The 18,906-nt window shown below is 57.8% G+C and carries 7 protein-coding genes and 1 pseudogene; 2 read left to right on the top strand and 6 right to left on the bottom strand.

Annotation, left to right across the window (positions count from 1 at the left end):
* Positions 1-55: 55 nt before the first annotated feature.
* From AMR42_RS02060 to AMR42_RS02040, 5 genes and pseudogenes are all read right to left on the bottom strand, one after another.
* The gene (locus tag AMR42_RS02060) at positions 56-5,533 is read right to left on the bottom strand and encodes a response regulator (protein WP_099531796.1); all 5,478 of its coding nucleotides are present in this window, start codon (positions 5,531-5,533) and stop codon (positions 56-58) included.
* Between the two features lie 503 nt (positions 5,534-6,036).
* A pseudogene (locus AMR42_RS21555) lies at positions 6,037-7,761 on the bottom strand (methyl-accepting chemotaxis protein); the annotation flags it as partial.
* 2,453 nt (positions 7,762-10,214) lie between these two features.
* Complete coding sequence (locus tag AMR42_RS02050; RefSeq protein WP_099531795.1) at positions 10,215-10,751, bottom strand: chemotaxis protein CheW; 537 nt, start codon at positions 10,749-10,751, stop codon at positions 10,215-10,217.
* Positions 10,752-11,091: 340 nt separating this feature from the next.
* On the bottom strand, positions 11,092-11,457 hold the full coding sequence (locus AMR42_RS02045; RefSeq protein ID WP_099531794.1) for a response regulator transcription factor: 366 nt from the start codon (positions 11,455-11,457) through the stop codon (positions 11,092-11,094).
* An 803-nt stretch (positions 11,458-12,260) separates the two neighbouring features.
* On the bottom strand, positions 12,261-13,487 hold the full coding sequence (locus tag AMR42_RS02040) for a response regulator (RefSeq protein WP_099531793.1): 1,227 nt from the start codon (positions 13,485-13,487) through the stop codon (positions 12,261-12,263).
* A gap of 838 nt (positions 13,488-14,325) precedes the next feature.
* Here AMR42_RS02040 and hmpF point away from each other — a divergent pair.
* Positions 14,326-16,056, top strand: coding sequence for a pilus motility taxis protein HmpF (hmpF, locus tag AMR42_RS02035; RefSeq protein ID WP_099531792.1), 1,731 nt, complete (start codon positions 14,326-14,328; stop codon positions 16,054-16,056).
* 46 nt (positions 16,057-16,102) lie between these two features.
* Here the strand turns inward: hmpF and AMR42_RS02030 are convergent, their stop codons facing one another.
* Positions 16,103-17,425, bottom strand: coding sequence for a HEAT repeat domain-containing protein (locus tag AMR42_RS02030; protein ID WP_099531791.1), 1,323 nt, complete (start codon positions 17,423-17,425; stop codon positions 16,103-16,105).
* 388 nt (positions 17,426-17,813) lie between these two features.
* On the opposite strand from AMR42_RS02030, the gene AMR42_RS02025 reads away from it, so the two are divergent.
* The gene (locus tag AMR42_RS02025) at positions 17,814-18,893 is read left to right on the top strand and encodes a folate-binding protein YgfZ (protein ID WP_099531790.1); all 1,080 of its coding nucleotides are present in this window, start codon (positions 17,814-17,816) and stop codon (positions 18,891-18,893) included.
* The last annotated feature ends 13 nt before the right edge of the window (positions 18,894-18,906 follow it).

Below are 18,906 nucleotides of genomic sequence, written 5' to 3'. Positions count from 1 at the left end.
GAGCAGCTTAGGTACTGGTTAGGCACTGCTTAGGCGCTGGTCGGGAATTTAGGCGTTAGGCATTGGCCGTGATCAGCACTTCACCCCGCAGCATTCGCCGCGCCGCATCCAGGAGGGCTTCTTCCAGGTAGGGCTTGGTGAAGTAACCCTTTGCGCCCAAGTCAACGGCCATTTTCCGGTGCTTGTCGGCTCCCCGAGAGGTGAGCATGGCCACAGGCAGTTCACAGAGGGTTTCTTCCGTCTGCAATCGCTGCAAGAGCTGCAAGCCGTCCATGCGCGGCATTTCAATATCACAGAACACCAAGTCGCAGGGCAAGCCCGATCGCAGTTTTTCCCAAGCCTCTTGACCGTCGCGGGCCTGCTCCACCTGATAACCCGCTTTCTGGAAGGTCATCTTCAGCAGCTCGCGCACCGTGATCGAGTCGTCCACAATCAACACCATCGGATCCTTTTGCTCCGTCGGTGGCTCCACGATGTGGATGTTGTCGGATTCCCAACGGCCGCTGACGGTATCGCGTCGGATGCGACCCTTCGCCAGGTCAATTAGCTCCAGCACATCGGCGATCGGCATGACGCGCCCATCACCCAACACCGTCATCCCAGCAATGCCCAGGGGCTTGGGCACGGGGCCTTCCGGTTGCTTAATTACGATTTCTTGCTCGCCCAGTACCCGATCGACCTCGATCGCAATGAACTCACCGGCACTGCGCAACACCACGATCGCCAAGGAGTCATCCTCCTGGTTGCCGCCGTAGATGTTGCCGCGACTCAGGTGGCGGTTGTATTTCAGCAGCTCAGTGAGGGGATGCAGCGTCAAGATTCGATCGCGCCAGGCAATGCAGCGGCGACCTTCCTTATCGGTCTGCACATCCTCCGGGTGAATATCGGGCGGCGTGTCTTCCACCCCATCCATCGGAAACGCGATCGTGGCGTGATCGCTCAAGCACCGCAGCGCCTTACAAATACTCAGGTTCAGGGGCAACCGGATGGTGAAGGTCGTTCCCCGTCCCAGTTCTGAATCAATGCTGATGCTGCCGCGCAATTCCTGAATTTTGCGCATCACCACATCCATACCCACGCCGCGCCCGCCAAACTCATCGGCCTGGTCTTTGGTGCTGAAGCCCGGCAGAAAGAGCATTTCATAGATTTCTTGGCGCACCATATTGCGGGCCTGGTTGGGGTCAATCAAGCCCTTCTCGATCGCCTTTTGTTTCACCCGCTCCGTATTAATTCCCGCCCCATCATCGGACAAGGAAATCACCGTTTGGTTCCCTTGATAAAACGCCCGAATGGTCAGCTTGCCGGTGGGGGGTTTGCCTGCCGCCACCCGCGCTTCAGGCGTTTCAATGCCATGCACCAGGGCGTTATTGATCATGTGGGTAATTGGACTCGATAGCTCCTGGGATAGGAACTCATCGATCGCCGTTTCTTTGCCCTCAATGATCAGATCCACGTCCTTGCCACAGCGCTCAGACACCGATCGCACTGCCCGGGGCAACCGTTCCACCGTGCGCGCAAAGGTCACCATGCGCGACTTATTCAAGTTCTCTTGAATCTGGGTGGTGATTTGCCGCAGGTTCCGCACCAGTTGATCGGTTTGTTCCACCACGAAGTCAATGTCGGAGGCAGACTCCCGCACCCGCACAATCAACTCAATGATTTCTTGAGATTGGGTGTGGAAGGGGGTGAAGCGATCCAGCTCTAGTTCTCCCAATCCCATCCGGCCGCCGTGGGTGTCAGACTCACCGCTGTGATGGGTGTCGGAATGTCCGCCGCCACTGCCGCCGCGCCGCCCCGACAGCAGGGACATTTCCAGGAGCGATCGCTCGTAAAAGTCCTGCATCCGTTGCCCCACATCCCCCAACTGCTGCACCCGTTGGGTCAGATTTTCCAAGGACTGGCGCAGGCGCTCTTGGCCCTGTTCCATGCTGTTGCGGTTCACGACCATTTCCCCAACCAGGTTGTTGAGGTTGTCCAAGTTCCGCACCGGCACTTTGATGATTTGCTCGGCCCGTAAATTGCGGTTGGCGGCCGCTTCCATTTCGCGCTGACCGTTCGCCACGGGAGTTGGGGCCGATCGAGCTGGAGACACCGCAGGGCTGGGGCCGGTCGCTGGGGCAGCCTTGGCCGGGGTCTCGAGTATCTCCACCAAAGCGTCAAAGTCTAGATCGAGGCCACCGGTACTGCCAGCGGGCGCGGGGGTTGTGGCTGGGGCCGCCACATCGCCAAATAGATCCTCAAAGCGATCGGGGCTGTTGGTGGCGGTCGTCGTTGACAGATTCAGATTCTTCAGCAAATTATCCAGCTCATCGGCATCGCTGGCCGCTTGGCTCGCCGGAGCCGGTGCAGCGGAACCCTCTAGGGCATTGAGCAGGTCATCGAGGGTGCTGTCACCGGCCGGCGCAGATCCCGGCTCCTGATTCAGCAGTTGATCCAGATCGCCCAAATCACCCAAACCGCTGAGGCCGTCCATCATCGGCTCACTGGTGGGGGGCGCACCCAAGAGCGCATCCAAATCTTCCAAGTCCGAACCGGCCAGCGGATCAACCGCATCAACGGGTAATCCTAGGTCACCCAAATTACCAAAATCACCCAAAGTCCCCAAGTCTCCTAAGCCACTCAAGTCGTTTAGATCACCCAGGCCCCCGAAGTCAAAGTCATCGGCGCGATCGGCACTGGCTGCCTCCTGTGGCTCACTGAGATCCAAGGGGCTGCTCCAGTCGGCCGTTCCCATCAAGAAGTCAGGGGCTTCGCCATCAGCGGTGGCTTCCAGGCTGGTCGCTTCCCCAAAGTCCAAATCGTCCAAGGCTGCCCAATCATCATCCAGCGCAGGAGCAGGGGCCGACGCGGCAGCGGGGGCCAACAGGGCATCCAAATCCGAGAGAATGGGCGGCTCAGTGAAGTTTTCCGGAGTCCAGAGGGCGGCTGCATCATCATTGGCCCCTGCGAGATCTGCTTCGGCCTCGGCCAGATCTAGATCTTCTTCTAGACCGCTCAGATCGGTCGTTCGCCGATCGGAGAACAGATCTTCCAGACCTTCGGAACTGAGGGTGGAGCGATCGATCCGAATGGCTTTGGCCCCATTCACGTCGTAACTGAGGTCAGCCGCCTCATAGACCAGCTCGGCCGGCTCCGCAGAAAGCGGATCGTCCAGCAGGGTATCGATGTCTTGGATAAAGTTCTCAGCGGTTGAGGTTTCCGCATCCGGCAACATCACATCGGGCGATTCCACCAACAGATTCGCGAAGGGGTCTACCTCCTCCAAGGGATTGGCATTCAAGATGCCATCCAAGTCGAACTGATCAAGGGCGGGTAAGTCGTCTAGGGACGGATCCACCAGGGCCGGCATGGCGGTGGTCGGCGCGAGATCCTCATCGGTCAGATCAACGGCGCTGAAGTCGCTCAGATTATTGAAATCATCGGTCAGGTCAACGGCGCTGAAGTCACTCAGATTATTGAAATCGTTGAAGTCCAAATCAGGGGCGGAGTCTGACCAATTATCGTCCAGGTCGATCGCGGCCAAGTCAGGCAACTCCCCTGGCGACATATCCCCGAGATCCAACCCATCCCCCCAACGATCTGCGGTTGCTTCCGGGGTCGTTGCGGCCGCCACATCTAGATCAGCTAGATCAGCCAGTCCTGCATTGCCAAAGTCTAGGTCTGCATGGGCCAGATCTACGTTGGCCAAATCTGCGGCCCAAGCATCCAGATCAGCCATGTCATCGATCGCCCCAGTCTTCGGTAGCGGATCGAGGGTCAGCTCTGGAGGCGCAATCTCACCCGTCAGGCCATCAATCAGATCCAACCCCAGGTCTGAGCCGAAATTGCCATCGAGATCATCCAGATTCCCCAGCGCCGGATCAATCACCGTCGTCAAATCCGGGTCATCATCTCCCAACTTTTGGAGTTCATTGGGGATCGGTTCGATCGCCGTGGGATTGCTGATCAGCTCCGTGGAGAAGGTCAGGTCGCCGCTGGGCACCACCCGCAGATCGGTGGGTTCCTCTTCCGCATCCAAGCCCAGATCGAACAGGTCATCCGAGGCGATCGGGTTGACTTCCGTGGCCGTTTCCACCGCATCCAGCAGCGCATCCAGATCATCATCACCAATGAGATCGATCGCCCCTGAGCCTTGAACCGCATTCGCCAGCAGTCCATTGCCACTCGATGGCTCGTCCCCAAAGGACAACAGGTCATCGATGGACTCTAAGCCCATATCCGCCACCGAATCGGTGGTATCCATCTCATCCAGCAGATCGTAGCCCAGTGCATCCAGAGAACTGGTCAAGGCATCAGCATCCGCCGACGATTCCTCATGGGTAAAGATTAGATCTGACAGGTCATAGTCTGCGGCCTGATTTAGGGGTAACCCAGCCCCTGACTCCGAACTTTGCCCCGGCAGATCAGCTTCCAAATCCTGGGAGCTTTGGCGAAACAAGTCCGCCAACACATCCAATTCAGCCACGCCCACTTCCGGCCCCGTGCCCGGTTCTGCCCTTGGCCGTTCCACCCGACTGGTTTGGGTGGGTGATGGGGTGGGGCTTAAATCCAGCTCATCCATCCGGGTTACGACGGTGTTGCTGGTTTCTGTAAACCAATCTTGCTCAAACTCATCGCCCTGGCTGTGGGTGATGTCAGTAATTTCGGGTGCTAATTCGTCGTTGAGTAAGTCGTCAAAGTCAAATAGATCTACATCCAGGCTGCTGGGGCTGGGGGCAACCGGCTGGGGAACCAAGGCCCGTAACTCACTGCCCAAGCAGATCTCCTGGCTGCGATCGTCCAGAACCAGATCTTGAGCCTGCTTCAGGTCGCGAATAATGGTGGGCGCTAGGGTTTTATAGGAGTTGGTGGGGCAACCGATCGCCTGGCTGGCCGCATCCAGTAGCTCCACCCAGCCGGTAATGCGACTGCTTTTGCCCAAGTCAGACAAGCGCTGACACATCCATTGGAGCTGCGCGCGCTGCTGAGGACTGTCCCCTTGGCGAAACAGATCCAACATTTCCCGCAACAGTTGGGGCACCTGTTGCTGAAAAACCTGATGGGTGCGATCGGCCGCCCAAGCATCCTCACTTTGGGATGAGAGGGTACGATGCAGCACGCTGGGCATGTCCACTTCATGGACGGCGAGGCCCAAACGTTCTGCCAAGGCATTAAACGCCGGCTCTGAATCCTGTAGCACGCGGTTGCCCACTTCGGTGGTGAGGCCAAAGGGGCCCTGGAGATGGTCGAGCAGTTCCACCAGGGTGTCAAAGGCCCGCAAGAACAGGCTTTCCAACTCCCGATCGATATGAATCGGATGTTCTTTCAGGACTTTGAAAAAGTCTTCAATCCGGTGGGCGGCCTGTTGGATGCTCTCGAATTCCAACATGCCCGCGCCCCCCTTGATCGAGTGGGCCGCCCGAAAGACCTCATCCATCAGCTCCGGGTCTTCGATCGTCCCCTGCAAGTTCATGAGGCCTTGCTCGATGGTTGTGAGGTAGTCCTTGGCTTCCTCAATGAAATAACCGACGATGCGTTGCTGTTGATCTTGCATGGAACATAGCCTCCGAAGCGTTTGCCCGCATGATCAAGGGCACTGCCAGCCAACTCGATGCGGATTTGGGGCGAATCAAAAGATGGATCGACAAAGGGTTGCTGGCGACTCAAACTCGCTCACGGGGCGAGCCGCTGAACCTTCCAAGCCGTGACAATGACTTCAGAATTCAGCATGGAATCTCCAGCTTGGAATCTACTGTACTCGATCCATTTCAGATCAGCTTCCATGGATACATCTTGAACCGTCTGATCCACTTGGGTTTGATTCGTTCAAATTGGACTTGTGCCATATGGGACTGACCCAAATTGGGCTGGTCTAAATCGACCCGAATCTAATTGATCCCAACCCCAGAGAGCGAGGACTCAAGACAACCCAGGAAACAGCAGCATTCACCCTCCAAAATTTTGAGCCGTGATTGGGCAATGGGCCGCTGATCAGTTCGCAATTGGCCACGATCGCCCCTGATGCCCCCGCTCATGGTGACTCAGAATCACTCAGGGCTACTGATTGCTGCTGTCAACACGGAAACGCTCCACGGAGGAGAGCAGATCGCCCGCCACGCGCACCAGAATTTGCAGGGACTCGGACACCCGCTGCGATTCTTGGGAGGTGTCTTGGGCGGTCTTTTCAACCGATCGCACCACTTGAGCCACGGAGCGGGAGGTGTCCGTTTGCTCCACGGTGTCCGCCGTAATCGATCGCACCAGCACATCAATCCGGTTCGACACTTGGATGATGTCATCGAGCGCGCGCTTGGCCTGTTCCGCCAGCTTGGTTCCTTCCAACACCTGTTGTGTGCCGTCTTCCATCGCTCGCATCACCAAGTTGGTTTCACTTTGGATTTGCATCACGATCTTTTCAATTTCCTTGGAAGCCTTGGCGGCGCGATCGGCCAACTGTCGCACTTCATCCGCCACGATTGCAAAGCCCTTGCCCGCTTCGCCAGCCCTGGCCGCTTCGATACTGGCGTTGAGGGCGAGCAGGTTGGTACGGGAGGCGATCGTGGCAATCAAGGCCACAATCTTGGAAATTTCTTGGGTGGATTCCGCCAGTCGCTTCACCTTGCGGGCGGTTTCCGCCACCGTTTCCCGAATTTGCAAAATCCCGGCCACGGTGCGTTCCACCGCTTCGCCTCCCTTCAAAGCGGTCGCGGAGGCGGAACGAGCCACTTCCTCGGCTTCGCGGGCACTTTCGGCCACCCGCTGAATCGAGTCGGTCATCACCTGCACAGAATTGAGGGTCACGGCCAACTCTTCCGCCTGCCGCAGTGCATCGGAGGAGAGCGATCGGGCAAAGGACTCGTTTTCCGAGGAGCGCTTGTTCACTTGCAAAGCGGCCGTTTTCACCTGCTGCACAATTTCTCGCAGGTTTTGAATGGTCAGGTTGAACGAGTCGGCCACTGCGCCCAGCACGTCGGCGGTCACTTCCGCCTGTACGGTTAGGTCGCCTCGGGCAGCCCCTTCCACGTCGTCCAGCAGCCGAATCACTTGCCGCTGGAGGTCTTCGCGAGCCTGCTCCTGTTCTTGGGCTTTGCGCTGGGCCTCGCCCATGGTGCTCAAAATCACCCGGGTCATTTGGTTAAAGGAGTTGGCCAGTTCCCCAAACTCGTCATCCCCAAAAACCCGAGCTGTGGCATGGAGACTGCCTTGGCAAACGGAATCCAACTGGGCTTGCAAATCGCCCGTGGCCCGCTCCACATGCTGGGCAGTGCGACGGCCCAGGAACAGGGCCACCCCGCCTCCGGTGGCTCCCGCCAACAGGGAGGAAACCAGGCCGATGGTGCGAATGTCGCCCATCAGTTGCGGGCTGATGCCCCGATCGCGCACATGGGTCATGGTTAAGTGCGTGGTGCCCGCCACGGCCAGGAATGACACAATCCCAGCCATCACCGCCGTGACGGTTTGCTTGGTTGTCAGGCGGGCATTGTCGAAGGAAGCCAGCCAACCATCTTCGGATGGGGTGACCGGTTCGGCGGCGCGGCTTTCGGGCTGGTCAAAGCTCAGCAGTTCTTCGTTGTTGGAACTGGTGGCGATGTTGAAAACCTCGTTGTCCCCCCCAACAAAGTTAGAGAGAGGTTCTCCCATCACGCCCAAGGAGGGTTCCCCAAGGGAAAATTCGTCGCCACCGTCCGATCGCGGCACGAATTCCGAGGAGGTGTTGGTCAAGCTGAAGTCCGGTAGGCTGCCGAGGTCGTCGAATTCATCGAAGTCATCCATGAAGTCGCTGGCGGCGGCGGCTCCGTCATCCGCGATCGCGGACAGGGCCCCGGAGGCCGGATCATCCACCGATCGAGCAGGGCTGGTGAAAGCCATGCCCGGGGCCCCGTTGATCATGTCGAGGGGGAATGCATCATCATCGGACTCCGGCTCCATGACCGGCGGCTCATTGAAGATGCCAAAATCGCCAGCCTCGTTGTCTTCCGGCTCGATCGCCCCCAAGGCCGGCTCCGGCTGTGCGTCCCAGGAGCCGCCCCCAAAGGCTGTGGCACTCAGGTCTTCAGGGTTGAACTCGTTGAACTCATCCGGGTTGAACTCTGCCCCGTTGAAGTTCCCACTGCCAAATTCTGCCAAGTCTTGGGCTGTGGCTCCCTGAAGGGTGCTGGGCCCCGCCATCATGAACAGGGTTTCTTCTACCTCATCATCGATCGGGAAAGATCCCTCGATCGGGGCCGCAAAAGGCAACTCGATTCTGGCCGCTGGCTCCTTAACCGCTGGTTCTTGCGTGCCGGCCGGCGGGGGCATGAAGAGGGTGCGATCGTCGTCGGCACTGTCCCCCACAAACACGCCAAAGGGTTCATCAAAAGCATTCGCGCCCGCCAGCGGCCCGGCCGCAGCCGGAGCCGCTGGCTCTGAGAAATCGCCAAAGCCGTCCCCAAACGTCTCGGAGCCAAAGGGATTTTCGGCCCCTGCGGCAACCTCAGCGCCACCAAAATCAGTGCCACCAAAATCAAAATCAGCCTCAGCGGCCAGGGGTTGACTCGCTAGCCCATCCGCATCAAACACGCCAAATCCAAAATCTTCAGGGGCAGATGATTCAGAGCCTGCCGGTGCTGCCCAGTCTTCTGCAAAGGCCGCCGCGGCCGGATCGGCCGGGGTTTCGAGGTCAAAGCCCTCAAAGTCACCGAAGCCATCGGCCGCCAAGTCATCGGTCTCCGTCGAATCGGCAAAATTAGGCGGCTCAAAGCTGGCTTCAAAGGGCGCTGCGGGAGACACTGCCCCAAAGTCACCTCCAAGATCACCAAAATCTTCAATGGGATCAGCATCCAAGTCCCCAAACACCGGAGCTTCAGAGGTGGACGCGGCAAAGTCTTCTGAGCCAGCCGCTCCAAAGCCCACCGCCTCATCAAAGCCGGCCGATTCGCCGAAGTCGAGGTCAGCCAACGCGGCTCCAAATTGCTCTGCGCCAAATTGCCCTGCGCCAAACTGATCACCATCGGCCGTGTCGCCGGGCAAATCGCTCGCGAAGTCATCAGCTCCAAAGGCTGATGCGGCCAGGGGATCCGCTCCACTGGTTACCCCAAAATCAGCTTGATCTAAGTCGAAAGACTGATCACCAAAATCCATGCTGGCCCCAAAAGCATCATCGCTGGTGGGCGATGCCGATGCCGCAAAGGGATCCGCCTCGAAGCGATCGGGCAGCCCCAAATCTGGTGCTGGTGAGGGTGTGGATTCTTCGCTTCCCCCAAAGGGATCAATCAGAAAGGGATCCGCTGCCGGATCTGAGGGGGTGGCTGGTTCCGGAGACCCCAAGGCGGCAAAGGGATCATCGCTCCCCCCTAGGTCAGCGCCTAGGGCGATCGCCCCGGGGTTGGCTCCCAAGTCCATGCCCGAATCCGTGCCAAAGTCAAAGTTATCAAAACTGTTGAGGTCATTGGGATCGCTGCCCGGGGATCCATCCCCGAGATCCAGCGCGCCCAAATTGCCTAAATCGGCGCTCTCAAAATCCGCATCTTCAAAGTTGACACTACCGAAGTCTGCACTGCCAAAGTCCGCGCTGCCAAGCTCGCCGCTCTCTAGGTCAGCATTGGCAAAGTCCGCGTCACTTTCCAGGTCGCCCAGGGCTTCGGCCATGGTGCTGTTGCCGGCCAGTAGTCCCGTTTCCGTGCCCTGGGGGTCACTCATCAATTCATCAAAATTGAAGTCCCCATCATCAATCAACGGTTGATCGGCTAGATGGGTGTTGCCACCGTTGGTAGTGGTTTCCTGATCGCCAAAGTCGAATTGGTCAAAGTTGGGAGTTTCGTCATAACCATTACCGGCGCTCAGGGCCTGGCTGGTGGCGGCTAACCCTGAATGGGCGTATTCCACAAAGGTGGGGTCGCTGGTCAGGCTGAGCACGGACTGATATTCCACCTGGGCCGTGTCGTATTGGTTTAGGCCATAGCAGTAGATGTGGCCTCGGAGTAAGCGAACGCTGGGATCATCGGGATAGGCCTGGGCAAGCCGATCGATCGCGGCGGCAGCTTCGGGGTAATTACCGCTGGTGTAGGCATCATTGGCCCGCTGGTAATCCTGGTTGTAATCCGTGCTGGATGCCATTGACCTTCTCCGGGACGATCGAACTCTGGCGCGTTTAGAAAATTGCGGCTGGGGGCGCGTGGGGCCGCTTGTAACAATTGGGCAAACAATTGGGCAAGTCAGGTACGAGCATAGCCGCCCATCGTACTTCGATGCTACTCCTATCCTGCGGATTGACCCAGGCGGTTAGACCGCAAAATGGCCACATGATCCAGTAATTGCAGAATTCGATTGTTACTCAATCGCCACTCTCCGCGCAAAAATTCCCCGATCGGATCATTCACGCTACTCAAGGCTTCCACATTGTCCGGCTTGAGCCAATACATACCCGCCACCCGGGCCACCGCCAAGCCAAGCATCATATCCCCTTCCTCGATCGCAATCACCGGCACCTCCGCCCGATCGGTATTCAGCGGGATGGTTTCCCCCAAAAACTGCCCCAGATCCACCACCCAAATCACCTGCCCCCGAATATTCAAGGTTCCTAACAACAGGGGAGACACGTTCGGCACAGGCGTGATCCGATCGGGAGAGGGTTCACTCACCTCGCGGATAATGACCGCTGGCAACGCCAATTCCCGTCCCGAGGGTAGGTAAAACCGCAGGTGCATCTCACCTTCAGGATTTTCTAGCTCCTGAAGTTCCGGCGACTGATCATCCACACCTCCGCCGGCCAAAAAATCTGGACTTCCGACCACAGCGCTTTCCTCTGGCTCCGTAACAGACTGAAGGGCAACTGCTACCCCACAATTACGTTACGCCATGCATTCGCGATCGCACCCGATCTTTCAGGCAGTCATCACCCCGCTGGGGGCAAAGAGCCAGATTTTGATCTAGCCAAACTGCGCAATTGCCGTTCAATCACCGTTCAATTGTTGCTAATTTCGCGAAACCACACCCATCCTGCCAGATTGGCGCAAGTTTCCTCAATTAGAAGCCAATTTTCTCAACTCCAGATCACCAGATTCAGATCACTGGACTCAGATCACCAAACTTTAGATCACCGAACTCAGATCACCAGATTCCAACCTTTGCCAATCAGCCGCGCAATAATTGCTTCACTGTTCCCACCAACTCTTGAGGCTGAAAGGGCTTAGCAATATAAGCATCTGCGCCTTGTCTCAGGCCCCAGTAGCGATCGAACTCTTCCCCTTTTGAGGAACACATCACCACTGGCACATCCTGCGTTGTGGGATCCGACTTCAAGCGACGACAAACCTCGTAGCCATTCATGCGGGGCATCACAATATCCAAAACGACCAGATCTGGACGCTGCTTTTGCAAACTTTCTAGCGCCTCAACACCATCGGATGCCATGTTGACGGTCAGCCCACTGCCCTGCAAGAGCTCGCCGATCATCTCTCGCTGGGCGACGCTGTCTTCGACAACTAACACTACACTCATGGCTATCTTTCTCGTTTCACTCTGCCTGCCAAGGGGGTCAATCGGGGCGCATGGGGTTCATGACGCAGCGGTGGCTCGTCACCCAAACTCTTGCATTACCGGTCATCGGAACGGGCAATGATTTATCCCAGACGCGATCGGTGCTGCTCTTACTTGAACCATCCTGATCCTGCCAGCTTTAGGGTTCCCAAATCCCTGGCAGCCAACGGACATGGCTACCGGTGAATTGAGGCACGCGAGAATTTAACGACTAGGAGATAGGGAGTGGGTGCGAACCAGCAATCAGGTTATTACCGGCGATCAATGGCCTGGGGGCAATTGCTCTGTTTTCGGCAGGATTGCCGTTGACAAGATCGGCTAATAGAGCTGTGGTGCTGGCCTATGGGCGGGCATAAACCTCACCCATGTCAAGCAATCACGGCTGGTGTTGACTAAGAACACTCAGACCCTGGCAAAATGCCGCTATGCAAGTGCGATGGCTGGCAATGATTATAGCGTCGTGATGGGCGGGCCACGTCTTTTTGCGGGTGGTTGTCACCCACGGAAATCGCAGACCTGCGCCTGAATGCTAGCAGGAACTGACAGCTCGCGCACCCGATTCTTGGCCCGAGTTGGGGCTAACCCGGTTGCGCAAGCGTAAACGATGGTTGGGTTGTTTTTCAACTTTTCTGGCCATCTTTGGGCAATCTTTAGGCAACGCGCTGGCCATTTGACATCCCGTTGGGGCTGGGCGATCGCCCGTTTGGGTTTCTCCGCGAAAGGCCCTAGCCCGGTGCTAATTTGAGTCCAATTGGGCGCTTTTGTTAGGGTACAGGGAGAGATTCCGCCGTAGACAGCGCTAGATCGCTTATTTCCTCCTCAGGGGCTGGCTCCAGGCGACCAGAGCCGATATATCGCTCAATTAAGGCTTTTAATTCCTGGCGTTTAAAGGGCTTGGTTAGGTAGTCGGTTGCGCCGGCCAAGCGGGCTTGGGTGCGATCGAGAAACCCCTCCCGCCCCGTGATCATGATGATGGGCACATGCCGAAACAATCGAGTTTGTCGCAACATGGCGCATAGCTCATAGCCATCCAAATGGGGCATGGCAATATCGCAGAGGATCAAATCTGGCCGCAGCTCAAACACCTGGCTAATCGCTTCTAGGGCACTGAGAAAGCCCACCACGTCATAGCCCAACAACTGCAACCCCTGTTCGATCGCGCGGCAAACGGCGGGGCTGTCTTCAATGCAAACAATTCTCGGTGCTCGCGGGTTGGGATCCTGAACGGTCATGACCTGATGCCAGCGCGATCGGGCGGCCGAATGCTCCAAGGGCGGCTCGATCAGTTGCACCAACCCCTCCTGGATGTAGGGATAAAGCGCCTGGGCCACGGCCAGGAGCGGCCGCTGGCGATAGCGAGCAATTTGGCGCAGGGTAATTGACCCGGTGGCCCACTCGCTAAAGGTTTGGAGGGTTTGGGCCGGCAACACTTCTCGCAATCGCTGAACATCCGTCAACACGGGGCACAAATCCGGCGACTGCACGTAGGGATAGAGTTGTTTCCAGTCCTGCAATTCCTGGGCCACTTGGGAAATCAGCGGGCTAACGGCCAAGCTGGTTAAGTGGGGCGCGATCGCCTCGCCCATATTGAAAATGAACCGCCCCTCATGCACCGTCAGCAAATCAAACAGGGCCTCATGCACCATTGCCTGGAGGATGTTGCGGCCCTGCACCGGCTCCAGTTGATGGGTTTCCAGCAATGCCCAAAGATATCCATATTCCGGCTCGCTGATGGAAGCCATTTTGGAAACCGACAGCTCATCAATGGCGGTTTCCAAGGCATAGCGATGGAGATAGTCCCGAAGGCGGGTTGTTCCCCCTTCCCCGGAGGTGCAGTAAACGATCGCCCCTTGGCGAAAGAAGACGAACCAACTGCGGCGATCGCCCGGGTGAGCGCCTTCAACTTCTAAATACAGTTCACCCGTGCGCTGGCCTAACTCAATCAGGTGCAGGAGGCTGCGGATATCAATCTCGCTGAGCTGTCCTTGCATAGGGCTGTCCTGGCACGGGGATAGGGGGGAGTGGGGTTGCCCAGTCCTGGCTCCATGCTATCGCGATCGATCAATCCCGAATGGCTCGATCGCAACTTTTTCAAGCTCAATTTTTAAATACATTTTGTCTAATACATTTTGTATAGTAGGGCGGTTGCCCAAGCAACCCGGCGCATCTACTCCAGCAGCGATTCAATTCAGCAGCGATTCAACCCCGAGCTAGTTTTGAATCTCAACAACTCCAGCCAACCCACCCTAAGCAACCGCAGGGAGCTGGCAGAACTTCGCCCCCAGCGGGCTGCTGGCCGGAAAATAGAAGATTGTCCCTCTCAGGTGGCTTCTGGCTGCGTTTGATAAAATCAGCATGGTTTAACCACTCTGCTCATCTTGCAGCGATCTCTCAGCCCTAGCGCTGTGAAACCGAGTCTGAAGGCCAAGAGCGGGAAAAATCAGCAATCCATGGGCAGTCTGACCGAAAAACAGGCCCCTTTTGCAGCACCGGAGAGTAAAACGCCCGGCTCGCGATCGCGAATCGGTGATTTGAAATCCAATGGGTCAAGCTGACGTGCCGATCGCCCCAGTTTCTTTGCCGGTTACGGTCAATGGCTGGTTACGGTCAACGCAGCGTCAACCCGTGGTCTAATCGAGCAAATAGGGTTGCTCGGCTGGGGCCAAAATCCCCTTGCCCCTGGGCAGGGAAAAGTGTCAATCTCACAGTGGCAGCCAAGTCACGTCTTTATAAGTTGCGTCCTTAAAAAAGCTGCATCTTGAAAGACGATGGCCAACGCCATCATCCGTAGCGCGAAGATCTCACTGAACGAACGAGGGGAAGGGCAGCGTGCTGTATCTTGCAGAAGTCGTCCAAAAACGCGGCTTGATGGGATCAAAGTCAGAATTGAAGCTGCTGGCCTGTCAAAAGGGAGAGCAGTGGAGCGCAATTACCAATGAGGATCCCATCGCTTCAGACGATGCCAGCAATTACAAAGACGGGGCATTAGTGCTGGTGGATGCGATCGGGTCAGGGGCCGATCGCAAAGTCAAGAATATTCAAGAAGGGGCCCGGCAGATTGTCAGCCTGCTGCAAAGCTATTCCCGTCAACAGGAAAAGAATAAGAGCCAGGAAGAAGAAATTCAGCAATGGATGGAGTCCCTGACTTACCAAAGCCAGGAGCTGAACCGGCGGGAACAGGAACTCGATGAGCGGCGCGAAAAACTGGAGCAACTGGAACAGGAGTTGCGGCAGCTCGATCGCCAGCGCCAAGAGGTGCAACAGGCCCGGGAATCGGCCGATCGCCTCAATCAGGAAGTGCAACACAAGCGCCAGGAAATTGAGCAGGCTCAACATGCCCTGCGGGCCCAACAGGAGCAACTCAATCAAGAGCGCCTGGCAATGCAGCAGCAGTTAGCGCAGTCGGCGGGTCTCGATGCCCAACAGGCGGCTCAATTGCAACATTTGCTGCAACAGGCTGCTTCTTCGGTGGTGGCCATGGACTATTTGCAGTCGGCGGTGGAAACTTGCCTGCAAATTACGGCGGCCCAGGAAAGCCTGCTCAACCACGCCCCAGCGGCGGAACCAACCCTGTCCCCGGAGGTGCGGGATTGGATTACGTCAGAAACTCAGACCCTGGCAGCGGCTTGGCAAGATTGGTATGCCCAGCGGGATGATCTGGATCGGGCCCGGGCCGAATGGCGGGCCCAACAAACGGCGCTCGAACTTCATCAACAGCAGCTTTCGGCCGTTGAAGGGCAACTGGCTACCCAACGCAGCTTGCAGACCCTGTTGGAACAAGCGGCCAATGGGGATGGCCACAGCGATGCAGCCCAGCGGGTCGATCGAGCAGCCTTGGAAGCCATGCCGATCGGGGAGTTGCAAGAGCTGACGGCCCAGTTGCAGCGGGACTTGGAAAAGCTATCGCGGCTGGTGAGTGACGAGGAAGAGGAGCTGAGTGCCAAGCGCCAGGCGATCGAGGAACTGCAAGGCCAAATCAACAGTGCCAATGAGTACGATCGCATTCAGCTAGAGACAAACCTGGCCGATGAGCGCGACGGTTGCCAGATGCTGGAAGAAACCCTGGTGGGGCAACGGCGCAACCTGCAAGAGCGGGAAGAGGTGCTCCATGCCCACAAAACGGTGCTGAACAAGCGCCAGGGGCTGACTGCTCCCCGAACGGAGGGCGGCGTGGATCTGTCGCCGCTGCTCGATCGGGTGACGCAAGACATTCAAGCCCTGGAGGAATTGCAGTCCCAATTGCGCGATCGGATTTCCACATTGGAATCCACCGTGCAAGAGGCGGAAATGACCGTGAACCAGCGCCATGGGGACGTGCAGGCCCAATTGCAAATCCTGCAAGATCGGGAACGTGAATTGCAAAGTAAGCAAATTGAGGCCATCACCCAGGGCAGCCAAGGGGGCGACACCCTAACTCAGCCCATGTCTGAGCAGGTTTCCGGCCTGCGGCAACACCTGGAAGCCCTATTGACCAACCTCACCCAGGCGACGGACACCACCCAAGCCCAGCAAGCAACGATCGGGCAAATGCAGCAAATTGTTGCGTCCCTCAGCAAGTAGCTTTCAGCAAGTAGCTGTCAGCAAGTAGCCTTCAGCCAACGACGCTTTAAGCAAACGGCATGGTTGCTCCGTCCTGGGCCGCTTGGGCGATCGCCTGCCATTCCTGAAGGCCTTGGCGGGCGGTGACGGTTGCCTGCTGGGCCGCCGCCTGATCAATCCAAGCCGCGAGCCGATCGGCTCCCTGCTGGGGGTCGATTTGCCGCAGTGCCGCCAACACTTGCAAGGCCAGGGTCGGGGACTGGTCGGGCCGATCGCACAACCGGGGCAGCAGTCGATCGAACGCGGCCGCCACTCGCAAATTACCCAGGGCTTCAATTAAGGCCCCCTGAACTGCCCCATCGGTGAAGGGAGCCAGGGGCCGATCGAGCCAATCGAGCAGCAAATGAGCCACCCGGCGTTGATAGGTTTGATCGGAACTGTGATGCTGGGCGATCGCCACAATCCCCCCCAACAACAGCTCTGTTTCACCTTGGGGCAACCGCTCTCCCAAGGCCGCCAAGGCCGAGGGCAATCCCATTTGGGCCAACAGCCGCACCACCAACGCCGGTGGTAACTGTCGCCGCTCCCAGGCCGCCACCAAAGCAGCCCGCGCTGATTCATGGCCCCAGTGGCTGAGGGCCAAGGCGGCCGCCTCCGCCACCGAGGCCGCCGGATCGCTCAACAGTTGGGTGAGGGTTTGGGCGATGGTTTCTTGGGCCACTGGGCTGTGGCCCCAACGCTTGGCCCCCAAGGCCGTCACCGCCACCAACCGCACCGTGGCTTCCGAGTCTTGAGTTCCTTGCAGCAGGTGGGGCAACAAGGCGGGATGGGGCAAGCTGCCCAGGGCTTCCAAGGCGGCCCGCCGCAGGGGAGGCTGAGGAGAAGCGGCCCCAATCAGGAGGCCATTAATTGCGTCGGGGTGGTCAATTTGCCCGATCGCCTTGATCACCAAGGGCCCCCAATTTGGATCCGTGAGGTAAGGGTTCAGACAATCCAGCGCCACCGTTCGCAGTTGGGGCGATCGCTCTGCCAATTTACCCAAGGCCTCGATCGCCGCCGCCTGCACGGAGGGATCCGGCGCGATCGACAGCAGATTCACCAGCGATTGCACCGCCGCCGGGTCGTCAAACTCTCCCAAGGCCCTGGCCACAAACCAGCATTGCTCTAAATCCAGCGCTTCATCGGTCAGCAACGCCACCAGAGCCGGAATCGCAGACTTGCCAAGGGTTTTGAGCTGCCCGATCGCCTGCCAGCGCTCATAAAAATCCCCATCCGCCAAAGTCGCCAGCGCCTGATTTAACGCTGGATTGCCCACTGGCTCCAGCACCTGATCTAGCAGTTGACCGGGCAGTTGTCCCAACTCCTGCTCTTGATGGTGATTCAATGGCATAGCCAACCGTTTCTGGATTGAAGTGTCTGGATTGAAGTGTCTGGATTAAGTCTTGAGCAGCAAACTGACTCTCAGCTTAACTGTCTCGATCTAACTGTCTTGCAACTGGAATCGCTGGAGGCAGTGATTTGAAACGGTTGGCAATCGATCAACTCCTGATCAGCTTCTGACCAAAGTTTCAGGCATTCTGGCCATGACCAGTACGGTGGAGCATTAGCCCGGGTTAGCAGCTTTGCGTTAGGGTTTGGAGCGGCGCGATCGAACACTCCCAGGCAAATCCCCCGATGCAGGTCTGGCCCAAACCAGGCACACTGAACAGGGAATGTATCCATTGCACAAAAACCGTTGAGCAATCCTAGTTGAGCAGTAGCAAGAGCAGTTCTGAACGATGGTAACCCTGCAAGACGCACAACAGCAGATGGGAGCAGTATGGGATCCCGCCGTGGCCGAGGGGCAAGTGCCCGCCCATTTCGGCAACGATCCGGCGGCGATCGCGGCGGTCACGACGGGGGTGGCCCTGGTGGATCGATCGCACTGGGCCCTGTTGCAATTAACAGGGGACGATCGAGCCTTGTTTTTACATAACCAAAGCACCGCCAACATCAAAGCTCTGCAACCGGGCCAGGGTTGCCAAACCGTGTTGGTGACCTCCACCGCTCGCACCCTGGACTTGGCCATGGTGGCCGTGACGGCGGAAGCGCTGGATTTATTGGTGTCACCGGGGATGGGGCCAACCCTGTTTCGCTGGCTCGATCGCTACATCTTCCCCGCCGATCGGGTCGCCCTCGCGGATATTAGCGGTCAATTCGCGATTTTCAGCCTTGTGGGGCCGCAAAGTGCCCTTTGTTTACAACAGTTGGGGGCGACCCTTGACGACATTTCAGCCCTGGAACCCTTTGCCCACCAGACCATGATTCTGGCTCAGGATGTGTCTGTGCGGGTGCAACGGGGCAGCGGTCTGGCCACCGATGGCTATACCCTGTGGGTGAGCAACGATCGAGCCGGTGACCTGTGGCAGGCGATCGCCCAAGCGGGAGCCGTTCCCCTGGGCGAACAGGCCTGGGAACAGTTGCGGATCACCGAAGGGCGACCGGCGGTGGGCCATGAGTTGACGGAAGATTACAACCCTCTAGAAGCAGGGCTATGGACAGCCGTTTCCTTTAACAAAGGCTGCTACATCGGCCAAGAAACGATCGCCCGCCTGAACACCTACAACGGCGTGAAGCTGAACCTTTGGGGATTTCGACTGCCTCGGGTGATCGCCACCCCCTGTCCGATTTTGCAAGCGGATCAGAAAGTGGGAACCCTCACCAGTTGTGTGGCCACCGAAAACGGGGCGATCGGGCTGGGCTATTTGCGCACCAAAGTGGGCGGTGCGGGCTTAAGCGTCATGATTGACCATTGCCCCACCGACGCGATCGACCTGCCCTTCATCACGCGCGAGCTGGCCAACACCATCGATCATTAGTGATCGTTACATT

Origin of the sequence: Limnothrix sp. PR1529 (genome assembly GCF_002742025.1) — a bacterium.
GTDB lineage: Bacteria > Cyanobacteriota > Cyanobacteriia > CACIAM-69d > CACIAM-69d > CACIAM-69d.
The sequence above is the reverse complement of the archived record's forward strand: the minus strand, read 5'-3'. Positions and strand labels throughout refer to the sequence as shown.

Coding starts and splice junctions, on each gene's coding strand:
- AMR42_RS02060 (WP_099531796.1), bottom strand. CDS start 5,533: ATGCAAGATCAACAGCAACGCATCGTCGGTTATTTCATTGAGGAAGCC.
- AMR42_RS02045 (WP_099531794.1), bottom strand. CDS start 11,457: ATGAGTGTAGTGTTAGTTGTCGAAGACAGCGTCGCCCAGCGAGAGATG.
- AMR42_RS02040 (WP_099531793.1), bottom strand. CDS start 13,487: ATGCAAGGACAGCTCAGCGAGATTGATATCCGCAGCCTCCTGCACCTG.
- AMR42_RS02030 (WP_099531791.1), bottom strand. CDS start 17,425: ATGCCATTGAATCACCATCAAGAGCAGGAGTTGGGACAACTGCCCGGT.
- AMR42_RS02025 (WP_099531790.1), top strand. CDS start 17,814: ATGGTAACCCTGCAAGACGCACAACAGCAGATGGGAGCAGTATGGGAT.